Source organism: Bacillota bacterium (assembly GCA_012518215.1).
Classification (GTDB): Bacteria; Bacillota; Dethiobacteria; order DTU022; family PWGO01; genus JAAYSV01.
Genome location: JAAYSV010000006.1, coordinates 118,615 through 135,333 on the forward strand (window position 1 = coordinate 118,615; position 16,719 = coordinate 135,333).

Sequence of the window (16,719 nt, forward strand, 5' to 3'; positions counted from 1 at the left end):
GGCCAGGTGCATAATTGAACATGGAAGTGCATATCTATAATCAAAAAAAAAGAGGTATGCACTTTTGTTATGGTTGAATATCCCCAGGAAACAGCTGCTCAGATTGCTCATCATTCTGCTTGTTTTGCTGGCTGGTGTCTTGTTTTACAGTACGATAATAAGCACTGCGGATGACGGCCCCTATTATTTCAGTGATACTTCCCAGCCACAGGCAGCTCTCACTTTCGAGGTCACATGGGGTGAAGGGAACCTGAAAGAAATTCTGGCTATCCTGAAAGATGAGAAGGTGAAAGCCACCTTTTTCGTCAGTGGAGCCTGGATTGAAAATTTCCCTGAAAAAGCCAAAGAGATACTACTTCAGGGGCATGAATTGGGCAAGTATTCTTTTTCCAGTATCCCCTTTACTTACCTGACCGAGGAAGACATGACCATCGAATTTGAAAATTTCAATCGGCTTGCTGCCGAAATACTGGAGTACCGTCCCGGAGTTTTTCGACCCCCGCTGGGAGAATACAATGAAATTTTGCTCGACGTGGCGAAAAAGAATGGTTACCAAACTGTTCTTTGGTCAATTGATTCCCGTGACCTGGTGGCCAATGACAGCGAGGAGATCATCGAGTGGATATCGGAGAAACTCCATCATGGAAGCATCATCAATTTTCGTACCAGCAGCGACCATACCACCGTTGCTTTACCCTTGATCATAAAACATATCCGGAAATCCGGCTACGACGTGCTGGACGTATCCCGGCTGATAGAAAACCATAATAAATGAAAGGAGCGTGAAGGATAATGCGGAAAAGGACCTTGTTCCTTGCCGGTTCAGCTAGCAGGATCAAAAGAATCATGTTCGTTCTGGCTATCATAATCCTGCTAATATTTGCAGCCAAACTGATCGTCTCGGCTTACCATACCAAGATGACCAGTGTGGAGAAGGGGGTCGTATTCTGGGAAAAAAATGTGGGAAAATGGTCTCGGGATGATGTAGAGAAATACGTAAAGAAGATCGCAGCCCGGGAAATTCGTCAGCCGATCGATGCCGAAATTGACCTGGCCAATAAAATGATCGTCCCCGAAGTCAGCGGGATGCGCATAGATGTCGATGCTACGGTTGAAAAGATCATGGATGCAGAGCCCCATGAGAAGGTATTGCCTCTTTACCGACAGATAAACGCACGTATCAAATGGGATGATTACCCTGCATTGCCGGCTTCCCGGGGGAATCCCAATGAAAAGTGTGTTTCCTTGATGATCAATGTTGCCTGGGGAGAGGAGTACCTTTCTGAACTGCTTTCGGTTTTGAGAGATGAAAATGTAAAGGCGACTTTTTTCATTACCGGAAAATGGGCCGAAAAGAATCAGAAATGGGTTCAAAAAATTGCCGGGGATGGCCATGAACTTGGGAGCCACGGTTATTCGGATGCAGAGGTGATGACCGATCTCAACAATGACGAAATAGAAAAGTCATTGCTGGCTACCAACGAGATACTGTATGAAGCCAGTGGGAAAGAACCGAAGTATTTTACTCCCCACAAAGGTGAATATAACCAGCTCGTTCTGGAAATAGTGGCACGGAATTCCATGCGTACGGTGTTGTGGTCTCTTGATACGGTGGATTGGCGTGACCAGATTGAAAAAATGGAAAGCAGTATCAAGGAGAATGTCAAGGGTGGGGATATAATCTTGATGCATCCCACCAGGGACATTTCCGAGCTGTTGACCAGGATTTTACCTTTCATGAAAGAAGAGGGGCTGCATGTTGTCACGGTAGATGAACATCTGTCTTCTTTTCCCTTTTTTGATGGCCCATAACCCGGTATATAGAACAAAAGAGGGGAGACAATAGGGATGGCCAGGTTCAAATTTTTCAATTACAAATTCTTGCTCCTCGTCCTTTTGATATCGGCAGTCATATTTTTTCTGGTTTTCAACCCCCTGGACAGATACAAACGCTGGAGATACGGAGTCAAAAGCGGGGTCAGGCTGGAAGGCCTCCTGGTGGAGAGGTTGCTTGAAGACGAATTGATAGATATAATAGGCCGCGCTGCTCCGAGTATAGAAGTTCCCCCCAGAAATGCTTTTGTTGATCACAAGAACAACGAGCTGGTACCTGAAGTAAATGGCAAGAAGATACATACTTCCATGACCGTGGAGAAGTTGCTCAACGCTGGTTCCGACTCATGGGTTTCACTGGAAATCATAGATATAGATCCACTGATCACTGTTTCTCTATACGAGAGTATTGCGAACGAGATCGGCCGTTATCAGACATGTATCGGGGGCGGTGGTGGACGTGCCGAAAATATAATTCTGGCTACCTCCTTGCTTGACAATTATCTTCTTTCGCCCGGTGAAGTTTTTTCCTTCAACAAGGCGGTCGGTCCGATCACCTGGGAAAGGGGTTTCAGGTACGCACCGATAATTTCCGGCGGGGCTATCGTGCCGGGGATTGGAGGGGGATTGTGCCAGGTTGCATCGACTCTTTATAACGCCGTTATGAACGCCAGCCTTGAAGTGGTGGAAAGGACCCCGCACAGCCGCCCCGTGGGATATGTCCCCCGCGGGAAAGATGCCACCGTATCTACAAACATCGATTTCAAGTTCCGGAATAATACCGGGGATTTCATTCTACTCAGGACCTCCAATGCCGGAAACATGATCAACATTTCCATACTGAACAACGGGGATAGGGATTCTTGACAACAGTTTCTTCAGCATGTACCTTCAAAGTAAATGAAGAAATGGAAGTGAACTGATGAAAACTGTCAAGGTCCACATCAAAAAAATCAATGAAAATGACGGACTGCCCCTGCCTTCATATATGACCGGGGGGGCTGCAGGAATGGATCTCCATGCCGCCATTGACGGTGCCATTACAATTGAACCTGGGCAACGGGTGCTTGTTCCCACGGGAATAATTGTTGCTCTGCCGGATGGGTATGAAGCTCAGCTGAGGCCGCGAAGCGGATTGGCCATCGATCACGGTATAACCGTTCTCAACACACCCGGAACGATTGACTCCGATTACCGGGGCGAGATCAAAGTAATATTGATAAATCTGGGCTCTCGCAAATATACTGTTGATAGGGGGGATCGTGTCGCCCAGCTGGTCGTCAAACCGTGCCCGACGATAGAACTCCTTCTTTGCAATGACCTTCCTTCCACGGGGAGGGATTCAGGCGGATTCGGGCACACGGGCCGGTAATCATGACCTGAAGCAACCGACTGTATGACAAACTTGAATTTGTCCGTGCCCTATCATTTCTGAACAAAGTGAGGAAAAAAATGAGATTGAGTGAAATTGCCCGCAAAGAACTTATTGATTTTAACGAGGGAAGATTCTGGGGGCCTGTAGGACGGGCGGATCTGATGATCGATGAAGAAAGCGGAGCTATAAAATCATTGGTCCTGGGAAGGGGCCGCTTTGCGGGTTTTGCCCAGAGTGAGGAGATTGCCATACCCTGGTCAGCGATAATCAAAGTCGGTAAAGATGTAATCATTATCGATATAGATTCCCGGAAAACAGGCATGGATTAGAAAAGTGGCCATGGATGCTCATGGTGCATAAAATGCCCCCTTTGGGAAGATACTAATGGACGTATCATCAACAAGGGGGATAGCTGTTTATGTCTAAAGTAGTGATCGGATTGTTTCATGATAGGGAGATGGCCGAAGATACGGTCATGGAGCTGAAAGATGAGGGTTACGAGAAAGAAATTTCACTGGTAGTCAAAGATGAACAGGGTGATCCGGGCGGCATGGATGACCAGAGTTTGATGGAAGGCACGGTCACCGGCGGTGTCCTGGGTGGTATTGCCGGATTGCTGGCCGGAGCGGGAGCGTTGCTCATTCCGGGTATCGGCCCGATTGTGGCCGCCGGTCCTTTCGCCGCCACTCTTGCGGGTCTGGTTGGAGGGGGGCTGGCGGGGGGCCTGATCGATTATGGTGTACCGGAAAGTAGAGGGGAATATTATGCAGAAAGGGTTCGTCAGGGCAATATCCTGATCACCCTCGAATCCAGCGATGCTCATGTTGACGATGCCGTTTCCATCTTGCGTGCAAACGGGGCCAGGGATGTGGAGGTACATGGATAATTGAATATGTAGAAAATGATTTTATGTAGCCCCGGGGGGTTCCGCCGGGGCTATTTTTTTCACCGTGCCACCCCGGGAAACATATACTGTAATGAAAATGTTTGGAAAAGAGGGCAAAGGGTGTGATTTCTCAATTAAGCAAATTGAATATAACAGTGTGTGGGGGGGACTCCAGAGAACTGGAATTGTACAGGATATTCAGACAGAAAGGCCTCAATTTGAAGATGGTCGGTTTTGACAGGATTCAAGATATTTCCGCTGCAGACCGGGCAGGGCTTGAAAATCTGGATGGTATTGATGTGCTAATATTGCCGATCCGGGGTTTCAACGAGAACGGCCGGATCATCTCAAATTTCAGTCGCGTTCCGGAAGCGAAGCAGGAAGGATCACGGGTTGGGGGATGCGATGAAGAGTTTGAATCATACCATATCGAGCCCATGCTCCGAAACTACAAAGGCAAGAATCTCCTGGTCCTTATCGGCTCTGTGAAAGATGAATTGCGACGGGAAGTACCATCGACGGTACGCTTCATAATCACCACCGCAGACAAGGAGTTCATGCAGTTGAACTCCATTCCCACGGCAGAGGGTGCCATCATGAAAGCAATGGAAGTTTTCCCGTCGACCATACATTCCAGCCGCATTTTGATTTTGGGATTGGGGAAATGCGGCATCACCCTTGCCCTGATGCTGAAAGGATTGGGCGCCAGAGTGACGGCGGTGGCAAGAAGAGTTGAATCCTGCGCCATGGCAACCAGTCTGGGTATCGAGGGGATTCTATTTGATGATCTGGACAGCGTTCTGTCCCGGGCAGATCTGATTTTCAATACGGTACCGGCACGGGTTTTGCCGCACAGCGCTTTACAATTGATCAGCAGGGAGACGTATATCTTTGATCTTGCTTCACATCCTGGCGGGGTAGACCTTGAAGCTGCACGGAATTTGAATCTAGAAGTCTACCTTTTGCCGGGGTTGCCGGGAAAGGTGGCGCCGAAAAAAGCGGGAGAGATACTGGCCCGGGTTTATCTCCGACTCATTCACACACACTGTGATTTTATCAATTCATAAAGGAGGTTTGGCCATGAGTTTGAAAGATCTTCACATCGGTTTCGGATTGACCGGTTCACACTGCACAGTTGAACAGGTATTGCCTGTAATGAAAGAAATTGCATCCCGCGGTGCATTCATATATCCCATCATTACCCCGTCATTTGACCAGGGGGAAACCCGATTCGGATCGGCGAGTGACTGGAAAAAAAGAATCGTGGCAATTTCCGGCCGACCGATCCTTAAAACAATTTTTGACGTTGAACCGCTGGGGCCGGGTAACATCCTGGATGTTCTCGTCATTGCCCCATGTACGGGTAATACCCTGGCAAAGTTGTCAAGGGGCATCACGGACACATCTGTTCTTATGGCGGCGAAAGCTCAATTTCGCAATCGCAAGCCCGTTGTGGTTGCCATATCAACCAACGATGGCCTGGGTATAAATGCAATCAGTCTTGGCTATCTACTCAATTACAAGAATATTTATCTTGTGCCATTCATGCAGGATGAACCGTACAATAAACCGAATTCACTGGTTGCCCGGATGGATCTTCTTGTTCCTACCGTGATTTCCGCCCTTCAGGGAAAACAGATTCAACCGCTGCTTTTTACCCCGAATCAGTAATATCGATATCAGGGAATTTACGAGGGGTTTTGCACGGCAGCAAGCCGGAAGACGAAAAAAATGTTTTCAACAGGCAGGAGTGCACATTGTATTTGTACAGGGCTATCAATTCCGGGGTAGCAATGGAATTTATTCAAGCTACTGCAGGAGCCTGCAGCTAGAAGCAGGGTTCTATCAGTCAATGTTTCATTCAGGCTGTATTTCTGGTATATTATATATACTGCAAGGTGATGATGGTATCAGGCATTGGTGCTGGTTTCTTGCCAAATTTGCAAATCGTGTTACGGTCGGTTTATGCAGTTGTACATAATCATACAAGAGGTGCATACAGTTGCCGCACAATATGAAGAAACAGGATACGTTGCAGATTATCCCACTGGGCGGGGTGGGGGAAATCGGCAAAAATATGTTTGTGGTCAAGTACGGGGAAGAAATACTGGTCCTGGATGCCGGCCTGGCTTTCCCTGAAGATGAGATGCTCGGTATTGATATTGTCATCCCCGATATTTCTTACCTTGTGGAAAACAAGGAATGGGTCAAAGGAATAATCTTGACCCATGGCCATGAGGACCATATCGGGGCGATGCCCTATGTTCTGTCCGATCTGCCTGATGTCCCGGTCTGGGGAACCAAACTCACCCTGGGAATGTTAAAGGCAAAGTTCACCGAATTTCCGCAATTTGATGACCTTGAATTGCATGAAATTCACCCCAGGGACAGGCTGGAGATCACGCCCAGCCTGAAATTGGAATTTTTCCGTACCAATCACAGTATTCCCGATTCCGTGGGGGTAATCATAAAAACCCCTTCTGGCATCGTGGTCTATACCAGTGATTTCAAATTTGATCAGACACCGGTCAGTGGGTTGGTTACTGATTACAACCAGCTTGCCAAGCTGGGTCGGCAGGGTGTGCTGGTTATGCTTTCGGACAGTACCAACGCTGATTTGCCCGGTTACACGCCTTCTGAAAAGGAGGTGGGTGAAACGTTGGACGATATCTTCAGGGTGGCCGAAAGCCGAATTGTAATTGCCACCTTTGCCTCCAATATTCACAGGATTCAACAGGTCGTGGATGCTGCAGTACGATATGACAGGAAGATGGCCATCACGGGGAGAAGTATCATCAACTCGACCAGGATAGCCATGGAACTGGGGTACCTGCACGTTCCCGAGGGGTTTCTTGTGGAATTGGAAGATCTGGAGAAAATGCCCAGAGAAAAGACAGCTGTACTCATGACCGGCAGCCAGGGGGAGCCGATGTCCGCCCTGTCGAGGATATCGAACTGCGAACACAGGGATATGGGAATCCACCGCGGAGACACGGTGATCATATCTGCATCTCCGATTCCAGGCAACGAGAAGATGGTTTTTCGCACAGTGGACAATCTGTTCAAACTGGGTGCAGAGGTTTTCTATCATCAATTTTCCGGGGTGCATGTATCCGGGCATGGTAGCGAAGAAGAGATAAAAATGATGATCAACATGGTTCGCCCCAGGTACCTTATCCCTGTTCACGGAGAATACAGGCATATGATGCACCATGCCAAGATAGCGGTGAAAATGGGCATGCCCGAAGAAAATGTTTTCCTGACCGAAAACGGAACGGTGATGGAAATTGTTGGAAAGAAGGCCAGGATGCTTGACAAGGTTGCCGCTGGAAATATACTGGTCGACGGGCTGGGGGTAGGCGATGTCGGCAACGCTGTTCTCAGGGATCGTAGAATTCTTTCCGAGGATGGGATCGTTGTCGTGACGGCTGCTGTTGAAAATGATCGCCTCGTAGCTGGCCCCGAGATTGCTACCAGGGGTTTTGTTTACGTACGTGAATCAGAAAATCTTCTTGAAACAGCCCGCAATTCTGTCCTGGAGTATTTTCAGGTGATAGATGATCGTAAAAAACGAAAGGATTGGTTGGTCCTCAAGGGGGAAATCCGCGAAAGAATGAGCCGTTTGTTCCGGGAAAAGACCGGAAGGCGGCCGATGATCATCCCTGTTATCATGGAAGTTGATAGGGAATAAATATTTTACCCGGCCAGGATCAACAGCAAAAAGGCTTCATTCCCCCGGGACATACCGCCATCAAAATCCTATTTAAAAATGATTCATGTAGGTCAGAACTGCATTCTCGCACCACCCTGCAGGCATACGTTGAACCGTGGAACGCCCTATAGAAAAAGGTATTCAAGGCTTGATGTAGAAATATTATGATGATTGGCACAACGGCAAATTGCCCATGTGGATTTGCCGGCTATCAAATCCGGTATTTCTTGATCCAGGTGTAAAATATTTTATTTGCAGAATGCAGTAACCGGTTTCTTGAATGTCACCTGATGTTATTTATTTATGTTCAAACGATAATATTTCCAACATTTGCTGAAGGAGAGAATCAGTGACAGACATCATAACATTCATGCAGAAGGACAAGAACCTGAAGCCTTTTTTTGAAGCCCGTTCTGTAGCCATCATAGGTGCCTCCCCCCATTTTCACAAGCCCAACGGACGTCCCGTTCAATCACTCCTTTCCTCGGGTTACAAGGGAAAAATCTACCCGGTGAACCCCAATTATCGATCAATCGGAGATCTGGTATGCTATCCTTCCATAAAAGACATATCCAATCCGGTCGAGCTGGCCATAGTTGTCATACCGGCGGCCGGTGTTCTGCCCGCGTTGTATCAATGTGCAGAAAAGGGCGTCAAGGGAGCGGTAGTTATAACTTCAGGATTTTCGGAAACAGGAGAGGAAGGGCGGCTTCTGGAAGAAGAAATGTCCGAACTGGCTCGTCAATCTGGAATGCGCATCATGGGGCCGAACTGCATGGGGATGATCAACAATTTGAACGGGCTTTGGGCCAGTTTTGCACAATTGGTGATACAGAAAGAACAATTTTACGAACGCAGTTTCAGCTTGATTTCGCAAAGCGGTTTTTTTGGAGCGTTTATATACAGGATGGCGGGGCAGGATAAACTGGCTTTCAGCCATTTTGCCAGTGTCGGTAACCAGGCCGATCTTGATTTTACCGATTTTCTTGCATACATGGTTGCTGATCCGGATGTGGAAATCATAAGCGGCTACATCGAGGGGCTGGAAGATGGGGGCAGGTTTCTGGCTGTTGCACGGGAAGCTTTACTCAGGCGGAGGCCCCTCGTGGTTATGAAAGTTGGACGGACCGCAGCCGGTGCCAGAGCCGCCTCGTCTCATACAGGCTCACTGGTTGGCATGGACAGGATATATGATGCCGCATTCAAGCAAGCCGGCATCATACGTGCGGAATCGCTGGAAAAATTTCTGGCTGCGATCACTCTCTTTGCGGCAAAAAGAAGGCCCGGTGGCCCACGGGCGGCTATTATTTCCACCTCCGGGGGGGGAGGAGTGATTCTTTCCGACGAGTGTGAGGAACATGGTCTGGATGTTGTTGAATTATCAGCGGAAACAAGCCGTGAACTGGACAAAGTATTGCCATTCTTTGCTTCATCGGCCAATCCAGTTGATCTTACGGCTCAGATAATGACGGAGCCTGACCTTCTTTTGAAATGTTTCAAACTGGTAGAAGCTGACCCCAACGTGGACATGATCATTGTCAGTCTGTACGTGAGTTTTGAACTGGCAAGGACCGTAACCGATACCATGGTAGAACTCTATAAACAGGTGGAGAAGCCCGTTCTGGCCATCGGTTATCCCTTCGGGGATATTGCCGAGGTGGAGAAGATGCTGGACCGTATGCGATCGGTTGGCATACCGGTGATCAAGGCGGCAGACAATGGGATCTGGGCGATATCAAGGTTCCTGGAATGGACAAAAAAAACGAAAACAATCACGCAGCCGGACAATATCGCGCCGGGGGCGGAACGCGATGCGGCTCTTCAGGTATTTCGTTCCCTTCCCGGAAACAGAAAATATCTGACCGAGTTCCAGGCGAGTGCCGTTTTAAAGGCTTATGATATCGATATCCCCGATGCGGGCCTGGCTTCTTCTTCCACGGAAGCAGTGCAGATTGCAGAACGCATAGGTTTTCCAGTTGTCTTGAAGATTCAATCTCCCGACATATTGCATAAAACTGATGTCGGAGGACTGGTTCTAGATTTGAACAATCCGGAGGAGGTCGAGGATGCATACCATCGTATCCGTGCTGATGTCGCCCTGAAAGTCCCCGAGGCCAACCTGGAAGGTGTATTGGTGCAAAAAATGCTGCCTCCGGGCAGGGAAATGATCGTTGGCGTGAAACAGGATGATGTTTTTGGGCCGATAGTCATGTTCGGAGCGGGGGGGATTTTCGTGGAGGTTCTCGAGGATGTTTCCTTCAGGGTTGCTCCTCTTACCCGTGATGATGCTTCCGGCATGATCAGGGAAATTGATGGTTACCCGCTTCTGGCCGGCGTTCGTGGCGATTGCCGGGCAGATATTGCGGCTGTGGAGGAAATTCTTTTGAAAGTATCCCGCCTGGCCATGGAGTTGAAAGATGAGATAGAAGAGATGGATATAAACCCCTTGCTGGTTTTTGATGATGGGGAAGGGGTGGCCGTCGCCGATGCATTGATTGTCAGGAAAATCAACGGAGAAGAATAAAAAAATGTGAATCGTTTCGATTTCCCCGGGGTTTTCTCCATGGCTGTTCTGTGGCAGTTCCTTCCTGTCCGGCATGAAATCAACCTCGCATGTGTGCTTTCTTCAGGATGTATAATTGCAATCCTCCTTTCGTAAACTAGGGTTATTGACGAGGAGGATGTGAGCAAATTGTGCCCTTCACCCCGAAGGCCAAAAACATATTTTCAAAGGCCGAGAGGAAAATTCAAACAAAACAAAACGGATGGTCGGGCTCTCGACAATATAGAAAAGTTGGGTCAGACCGATATCGTAAGTTCCAACAGCAATATCCACACCATTTCCATCATCGGGCAGATAGAAGGCCACGTGGTTCTGCCTGCCCAGAACAAGACCACCAAATATGAACATGTTATCCCCCAGCTGGTGGCGATAGAACATAACCCCGATATCAAGGGATTGTTGATAATTTTGAATACGGTAGGCGGCGATGTTGAGGCCGGTCTGGCAATTGCCGAAATGATCAATACACTTTCCAAGCCGACAGTTTCCCTGGTCCTTGGCGGGGGGCACAGCATCGGTGTGCCGGTGGCCGTCTCTACCGATTATTCGTTTATCACGGAGACAGCCACGATGACAATCCACCCGATCAGGCTCACCGGTTTTTTGCTGGGAGTTCCGCAAACCTACGAATATCTGGACAAGATGCAGGACAGGGTCATCCGCTTCGTCTGCAGTCATTCCAGGATGTCTGAAAAAAAATATCGTGACTGCATGTTCAACACGGGGCAACTGGCCCGCGATATAGGTACCGTTCTGGTTGGGAAAGATGCAACACAGATAGGGTTGATAGACGAGGTAGGCGGCCTGGGGCAGGCGGTGGCTCATCTGGAAAGCCTGATCGAGGCGCGTGAAAAAAAAGGGGATGGTCATTGATGGTATTGTATACCGTGTATCCCCTGGAAACTGTCCTTGAAGGGTACGCTTCCGTTCCCTCTGAATATCTTGAACTTGACTATGGCACCGGCTGCATTGTGGTTGAACCATTGCCTCCCCATTCTGGCAAGATTGTCAGGATTATAAGTTCACGGCCGCAGGATTATCTCAATCCCCGGTTGCAACCAGGATCCTTGATTTCCTTCGACCCGCGTGGAAAGATTGGCAGAAGCCAGTAGGGCATACGTTTTCTCCGAAATTCATATTTTACAATAAAGAAACCGGGAGGGAAGGAGAAAATCGTGATATTGACCGCCTCCGGTGGGGTGGCTCTTTTTTTGTGGGGAATGGTCACCCTGAGCGATGCGCTGGAAGATTCCCTGGCCGAACGGGCAAAATATTTTATGAAAAAAATAACCGGTAGCATCGGTGGTGGCTTTCTGGTCGGGTTGGCTGTAACCGTTGTTTTACAGAGCAGCAGCTTGACCACGGTGCTGGTCATCAGCCTGGTAAACGCCAAAGTTCTTACCCTGAAGGAAGCTTCTGCCATCATTGTCGGGGCAAACGTGGGCACAACAGTTACCGCACATCTTGTTTCTTTCGATCTGCAGAAGATGGCACTGCCGCTTTTTACCGTGGGTTTTTTGATGTCCCTCTTGCCCGTGGCTGCAATACGGCAATGGGGAAGGATAACGATCAATTTTTCCATCCTGTTGCTTGGCTTCAATTTCATGGTGGAGGGATTGTCACCGTTAAGCGAACTGGATGCAGTCAGGGAATATTTGAAGAACTCCGGGGAATATATCTGGAGGGGAATCAGCGGCGGGTTTTTGATCACGGCCATCGTGCAGAGCAGCAGTGCAGTTATGGGCATGGCCCTGGCCATGGCCAGGGAAGGGAACATAGGTGTTTCCACCGCCATGGCTTTTTTTATAGGTGCCGATATAGGAACATGTGTTACAGCTTTGCTGGCGGCCGTTAGAACGGGAACGAACGCCCGGATGGCGGCTTTGTTCCATCTGTCGTTCAATCTGTTCAACATGTTGATCGTACTACCCTGGTTCAATCTTTTTGCAAGGATAGCATCTACTACATCACCATGCCTGGCACGCCAGCTGGCCAATGCCCATACCATGTACAATCTCTGGGGAGCATTTTTTGTACTTTTGATTTTACATCTTTTATTTTACCTCACGGGACAGGTAAAGGGAAATATGAGCAGACGACCATCCTGAACACAATATTTGCTGACCGTGAGAAGTATCGATTGGAGGAAAAACGCTATTTGAAAAGAAAAGGTATATAAAATACAATTACAAAGGAGAAAATATGAATACATTTGCAGCGATACTGTTGGGAATCATACAGGGACTGACCGAATTTTTGCCGGTTAGCAGCTCGGGACACCTGGTTATTTTCCAGAAATTCCTGGGTATAGAAAGTCCGGGTATGACCATGGAAATATTTCTTCATTTCGGCACGTTGTTATCCATATTCTGGGTTTTCCGCAAAGACTTCATTGCTCTTTTTTCTTTTTATCGTGATCGAACACAGAAGCGTTTTTTGATGTTGCTGATCATCGGGGTGATACCTACAGGATTGATAGGGCTGGTTTTTAAATCCTGGGTGGAGCAGGCCTTTCAGTCGACACTTGTCGTGGGGCTTTCTCTTCTGGTTACCGGTGGCATCCTTTTTTTGATCAGACGCATACCACCGGGGAAAAATGATGTCAGCCGTATGCGAATTGGCGATGCACTGTGGATCGGTACGCTGCAGGGTGTAGCGGTGATCCCCGGAATATCGCGCTCGGGGTCAACTATCGCCGGGGCTTTGTGGAGAGGGCTGGACCGTGAAACGGCCGTTCGCTATTCTTTCATACTTGCCGCGCCTGTTATCCTTGGTGCCACCATACTGGAAGCAAAGGATCTGATCGTGTGCGGCATTGAAAAAACTTTGCTATCCAACTATCTGGTGGGCGGTTTGTTTGCCTTTGGATTTGGTGTAATAGCCATAAAGCTGTTTATCAACCTTCTTCAAAATAGAAAGTTTCATTATTTTTCATATTATTGCTGGATAGTTGGAGGTATAACGGTATTGCTGAGCCTGTTATTATCATAATAAAGGAAACCCGGGGGATGTTGAAGAAATATTCTCAAGGGGGCAGGAAATGATATGCGTTCAAAAAAAGGGCTCAACATGGAAATAAAATCGCAGATCAGGGGTATTCTGATGATAGCCCTTGCTGTTTTCTGTTACACAGGCTTGCAGTTCACAGAACAGACGGGAACTTTGGGCCAATTCGTAAACAATGTTCTGCGCATCCTGGCCGGAGAAACAGCGATAGTGATTCCTTTTATTGTCGGGGTTGTGGCACTGCGTTCAATAATTCCCGAAAAAACGATAAATATGAAGACCAGATTGGTGGGGGTTCTACTCCTTTTACTTCTTTTCACAGTCACATACCATCTGGATTTCATGTTGAATCAGGTCGATATTCTGGATGTTGAAGAGGGGTTTTTAAAGGCCAGTTTTCGTCTTGGCTACCAGCATGAAGGGGGAGGCCTGGTCGGCGCACTTTTCACCGTCATCCTCTACTATTGTTTTGGAGAAGTGGCCAGTTACATCGTTATCGTTACCCTGGCCTTGATCGGTATTCTCCTGATCATGAATGTTTCGTTGACGCAGTTGTTTGCACAGATCAAAGCATTGGGAAAATTCCTGATAAAGGCGGCCAAATTTATCGGAAAGATTTTCAAGGATCTGTACAATGTGCTCGTTGTCGGTCCGGATATGGATGAGATTCCCGATAAAACAAAAAACGAAAAGACTGACAGGGAACTTCCGGTCCAGGAGGAAGAGGCAATTGTATTTCCCCATCGCGCCGCTGAAATGAGCGATATGGATATGCCCCCGAAGTCCGAGGTGGAGAAACCTTTGTACCGCGCGGAAGACATCGCTCAACAGAAAAGAGACACCGGGGAAATTGATGAATATATTCCCGCGGAAGATAAAATTATTTTGGATCCATCCGGTGAATACAATCTGCCTTCGTTGGACTTGCTGAGTAAATCTACCGGTGTGGTGGATCACAGCCAGGATCGCCATATCAAAGAAAGGGCACGACTGCTTGAAAATACGCTGCATAGCTTCGGGGTGGGAGCAAAAGTGATCAATTATGAATCCGGCCCCACGGTAACCCGTTTCGAGGTCCAGCCCGAGGTCGGGGTTAAGGTGAGTAAAATACTGAACCTATCAGACGATATCGCTCTGAATCTTGCTGCACCCGTCGTGCGCATCGAGGCTCCCATACCCGGAAAGGCGGCACTGGGTATCGAGGTGCCCAACAAAGTTATTTCGCTGGTTCACTTCAGGGAGGTCATGGAATCTTCGGCTTTTCAAAGTTCGTTATCTCCTTTGACCATTGCACTTGGTAAGGATATCACCGGCGTTCCTGTAATCACCAGCCTCGAGCGGATGCCGCACCTGCTGATTGCCGGGGCTACCGGTTCGGGTAAAAGCGTATGCCTGAACATCATTATTTGCAGCATACTGTTCAAAGCACGTCCCGATCAGGTTCGCTTTCTGATGATCGACCCCAAAATGGTTGAACTCAATATCTACAATGGTATTCCCCACTTGATCGCGCCGGTGGTAACCGACCCCAAAAAGGCATCCCTGGCCTTGAAAAATATGATCAAGGAGATGATCAAGAGATATGATCTGTTTGCCCAGGAAGGAGTAAGGGATATCTCGGCGTACAACGAGAGGGTGGCGCGGGGGCAAGTGGAGGCTGATGTGCTTCCATATATCGTCGTTATCATTGACGAACTGGCCGATTTAATGCTAATATCTCCGTCAGAGGTAGAAGATTCAATTGCCCGCCTCGCCCAGATGTCGCGAGCGGCCGGAATTCACCTGGTTATTGCGACCCAGCGGCCATCGGTAGATGTATTGACCGGAGTTATCAAGGCAAATATTACTTCGCGCATTGCATTTACGGTGTCGTCACAGGTTGACTCAAGAACCATTCTTGATATGGCGGGTGCAGAAAAATTGCTTGGCAGGGGGGATATGCTTTTTTATCCGGTAGGCATGGTCAAGCCGTTGAGGGTACAGAATGCTTTTATCAGTTCCAAGGATCTGAAGTCGCTCACCAGATTTATAAAAAAACAGGATCGGGACAACAAGTATGGTGAGGAAATGGTGTTCACTCCCATGCCGGAAGATGAAACATGGGATGATGTCGATGTTTTGTTTCCGGATGCCGTGGAACTGGTGGTCCGTACCGGACAGGCTTCCATATCATTGCTGCAACGTAGATTGCGTATAGGCTATACTCGTGCCGCGCGCCTGATCGATGACCTTGAAGTTAAAGGAGTGGTTGGCCCACATGAGGGCAGCAAACCACGCGAAGTGATCATCACCCCCGAACAGGCTTCGCGCTTGTATGAAGAATTCAAGCAAAAATTATCTTGAAAGCTCGTTCTTCCCTACACTTACATAATTTCAAACCAAAGGAGTGTGTTATCGGATGGAAGAACTGATAAAACTTTTGCGGGATTCCCGTAAAGAAAAAAAGATCACCCTTCAGGATATAGCCGCACAAACGAAAATAAAGGTTTCCCGACTGGAAGCATTCGAAAAAGGCGATTTCTCCGTATTTGCAGGAGAGGTTTATTTGAAAGGTGCTATCAGCTCCTATGCAAAGGCAGTGGGGCTGGATCCGGCCCGGGTATTGAAGATTTACCAGAAAGCCCAGGTGAAAGTTGAACAGCCTCCGGTTGATGTGGCCAGGAAAGTTGAAAAACCCAGGACCAAAAAAAGAAAAGGTAAAAACCGGATCCTGTCCGTAGGGTTGTATACTGCACTGGCCCTGTTGTTTTTTGTTGCTATCTGGGTCTCGATCGGGAAAAACATGGGTAGGGGGCCTTTTGCGAATGGGGACAATCGATATGACAACGCGGCTACCCAACAGGCGGATGATGATCGGAATTCTGCTGAAACCGGGATAGAAGAAAAGGAGAAGGTGGGGGAAAGCAAAAAGGCCGAAATAGCCCTGGAAAATTCCTCTGCATATGATACACACTGGACCTTTGAAGGTACGGATAGCCTGAATGTCAAGATCGATTTTGCCGGAAATTGCTGGATTGACCTGCATGTTGACGGTCAAAATATTCATCAGGAGAATTTTCACAACGGGGAAGAGCTTCTGCTGGAAGTTAAAGAGAGTATGAGACTGAGGTTGGGGAATCCCCCTGTTGTGAAAATGTTTGTCAACGGCATCGAACTGGAAGGCCTATCCGACAAAAACAGGCCTCACAACTATCATTTTAGCCGAAAAGATGTTTGACAGGGGGGTCTGGAAGAGCATACCCTTCCCGGGGGGTTGACATGTTGACACATTTGCGTCAATCTGTTTCATGACACCGGTTATTTCAATACCAGTTTACTCCAGGTTTTCGTATCCAATCCAACAT

16 protein-coding genes are annotated in these 16,719 nt (G+C 48.1%); all 16 read left to right on the forward strand.

Annotated elements, in window-relative coordinates; genetic code table 11:
* Positions 1 to 64: 64 nt before the first annotated feature.
* The 16 genes from GX364_00905 (at position 65) to GX364_00980 (ending at position 16,592) form a co-directional block, all read left to right on the forward strand.
* Positions 65 to 775: a polysaccharide deacetylase family protein gene (locus tag GX364_00905; protein ID NLI69410.1), complete on the forward strand. Its 711-nt coding sequence runs from the start codon at positions 65 to 67 to the stop codon at positions 773 to 775.
* 17 nt (positions 776 to 792) lie between these two features.
* A complete protein-coding gene (locus tag GX364_00910) occupies positions 793 to 1,812 on the forward strand; it encodes a polysaccharide deacetylase family protein (GenBank protein NLI69411.1) in 1,020 nt (339 codons plus the stop codon).
* Positions 1,813 to 1,848: 36 nt separating this feature from the next.
* Entirely contained in the window at positions 1,849 to 2,700 is an 852-nt protein-coding gene (locus tag GX364_00915) for a hypothetical protein (GenBank protein NLI69412.1), read from the forward strand.
* A gap of 55 nt (positions 2,701 to 2,755) precedes the next feature.
* Positions 2,756 to 3,205 carry a dUTP diphosphatase gene (gene dut, locus GX364_00920; GenBank protein ID NLI69413.1) on the forward strand — a complete coding sequence of 150 codons (450 nt, stop codon included), beginning with the start codon at positions 2,756 to 2,758 and terminating at the stop codon, positions 3,203 to 3,205.
* A gap of 80 nt (positions 3,206 to 3,285) precedes the next feature.
* Entirely contained in the window at positions 3,286 to 3,537 is a 252-nt protein-coding gene (locus GX364_00925) for a YlmC/YmxH family sporulation protein (GenBank protein NLI69414.1), read from the forward strand.
* A gap of 89 nt (positions 3,538 to 3,626) precedes the next feature.
* A complete protein-coding gene (locus GX364_00930; protein ID NLI69415.1) occupies positions 3,627 to 4,094 on the forward strand; it encodes a hypothetical protein in 468 nt (155 codons plus the stop codon).
* Positions 4,095 to 4,216: 122 nt separating this feature from the next.
* Entirely contained in the window at positions 4,217 to 5,161 is a 945-nt protein-coding gene (locus tag GX364_00935; protein NLI69416.1) for a hypothetical protein, read from the forward strand.
* Between the two features lie 13 nt (positions 5,162 to 5,174).
* Positions 5,175 to 5,765, forward strand: a complete 591-nt coding sequence (locus GX364_00940; protein ID NLI69417.1) for a dipicolinate synthase subunit B — start codon at positions 5,175 to 5,177, stop codon at positions 5,763 to 5,765.
* Between the two features lie 343 nt (positions 5,766 to 6,108).
* The gene (locus GX364_00945) at positions 6,109 to 7,785 is read left to right on the forward strand and encodes a ribonuclease J (protein ID NLI69418.1); all 1,677 of its coding nucleotides are present in this window, start codon (positions 6,109 to 6,111) and stop codon (positions 7,783 to 7,785) included.
* 370 nt (positions 7,786 to 8,155) lie between these two features.
* Complete coding sequence (locus GX364_00950; protein NLI69419.1) at positions 8,156 to 10,330, forward strand: acetate--CoA ligase family protein; 2,175 nt, start codon at positions 8,156 to 8,158, stop codon at positions 10,328 to 10,330.
* A gap of 168 nt (positions 10,331 to 10,498) precedes the next feature.
* Positions 10,499 to 11,242, forward strand: a complete 744-nt coding sequence (locus GX364_00955; protein ID NLI69420.1) for a translocation-enhancing protein TepA — start codon at positions 10,499 to 10,501, stop codon at positions 11,240 to 11,242.
* Positions 11,242 to 11,481 carry a hypothetical protein gene (locus GX364_00960; protein ID NLI69421.1) on the forward strand — a complete coding sequence of 80 codons (240 nt, stop codon included), beginning with the start codon at positions 11,242 to 11,244 and terminating at the stop codon, positions 11,479 to 11,481. The genes GX364_00955 and GX364_00960 overlap by 1 nt, the downstream gene beginning before the upstream one ends.
* 63 nt (positions 11,482 to 11,544) lie before the next feature.
* Positions 11,545 to 12,477: a Na/Pi cotransporter family protein gene (locus GX364_00965; protein NLI69422.1), complete on the forward strand. Its 933-nt coding sequence runs from the start codon at positions 11,545 to 11,547 to the stop codon at positions 12,475 to 12,477.
* A 94-nt stretch (positions 12,478 to 12,571) separates the two neighbouring features.
* Complete coding sequence (locus GX364_00970; GenBank protein ID NLI69423.1) at positions 12,572 to 13,360, forward strand: undecaprenyl-diphosphate phosphatase; 789 nt, start codon at positions 12,572 to 12,574, stop codon at positions 13,358 to 13,360.
* A 54-nt stretch (positions 13,361 to 13,414) separates the two neighbouring features.
* A complete protein-coding gene (locus GX364_00975; protein NLI69424.1) occupies positions 13,415 to 15,718 on the forward strand; it encodes a DNA translocase FtsK in 2,304 nt (767 codons plus the stop codon).
* A gap of 55 nt (positions 15,719 to 15,773) precedes the next feature.
* Positions 15,774 to 16,592, forward strand: a complete 819-nt coding sequence (locus GX364_00980; GenBank protein ID NLI69425.1) for a helix-turn-helix domain-containing protein — start codon at positions 15,774 to 15,776, stop codon at positions 16,590 to 16,592.
* Positions 16,593 to 16,719: the final 127 nt, after the last annotated feature.

Bases quoted from the DNA above. Each gene is read 5' to 3' on its own strand.
- GX364_00910 (NLI69411.1), top strand. From the start codon at position 793: ATGCGGAAAAGGACCTTGTTCCTTGCCGGTTCAGCTAGCAGGATCAAA.
- GX364_00915 (NLI69412.1), top strand. From the start codon at position 1,849: ATGGCCAGGTTCAAATTTTTCAATTACAAATTCTTGCTCCTCGTCCTT.
- dut (NLI69413.1), top strand. From the start codon at position 2,756: ATGAAAACTGTCAAGGTCCACATCAAAAAAATCAATGAAAATGACGGA.
- GX364_00925 (NLI69414.1), top strand. From the start codon at position 3,286: ATGAGATTGAGTGAAATTGCCCGCAAAGAACTTATTGATTTTAACGAG.
- GX364_00930 (NLI69415.1), top strand. From the start codon at position 3,627: ATGTCTAAAGTAGTGATCGGATTGTTTCATGATAGGGAGATGGCCGAA.
- GX364_00940 (NLI69417.1), top strand. From the start codon at position 5,175: ATGAGTTTGAAAGATCTTCACATCGGTTTCGGATTGACCGGTTCACAC.
- GX364_00945 (NLI69418.1), top strand. From the start codon at position 6,109: ATGAAGAAACAGGATACGTTGCAGATTATCCCACTGGGCGGGGTGGGG.
- GX364_00960 (NLI69421.1), top strand. From the start codon at position 11,242: ATGGTATTGTATACCGTGTATCCCCTGGAAACTGTCCTTGAAGGGTAC.
- GX364_00970 (NLI69423.1), top strand. From the start codon at position 12,572: ATGAATACATTTGCAGCGATACTGTTGGGAATCATACAGGGACTGACC.
- GX364_00975 (NLI69424.1), top strand. From the start codon at position 13,415: ATGCGTTCAAAAAAAGGGCTCAACATGGAAATAAAATCGCAGATCAGG.
- GX364_00980 (NLI69425.1), top strand. From the start codon at position 15,774: ATGGAAGAACTGATAAAACTTTTGCGGGATTCCCGTAAAGAAAAAAAG.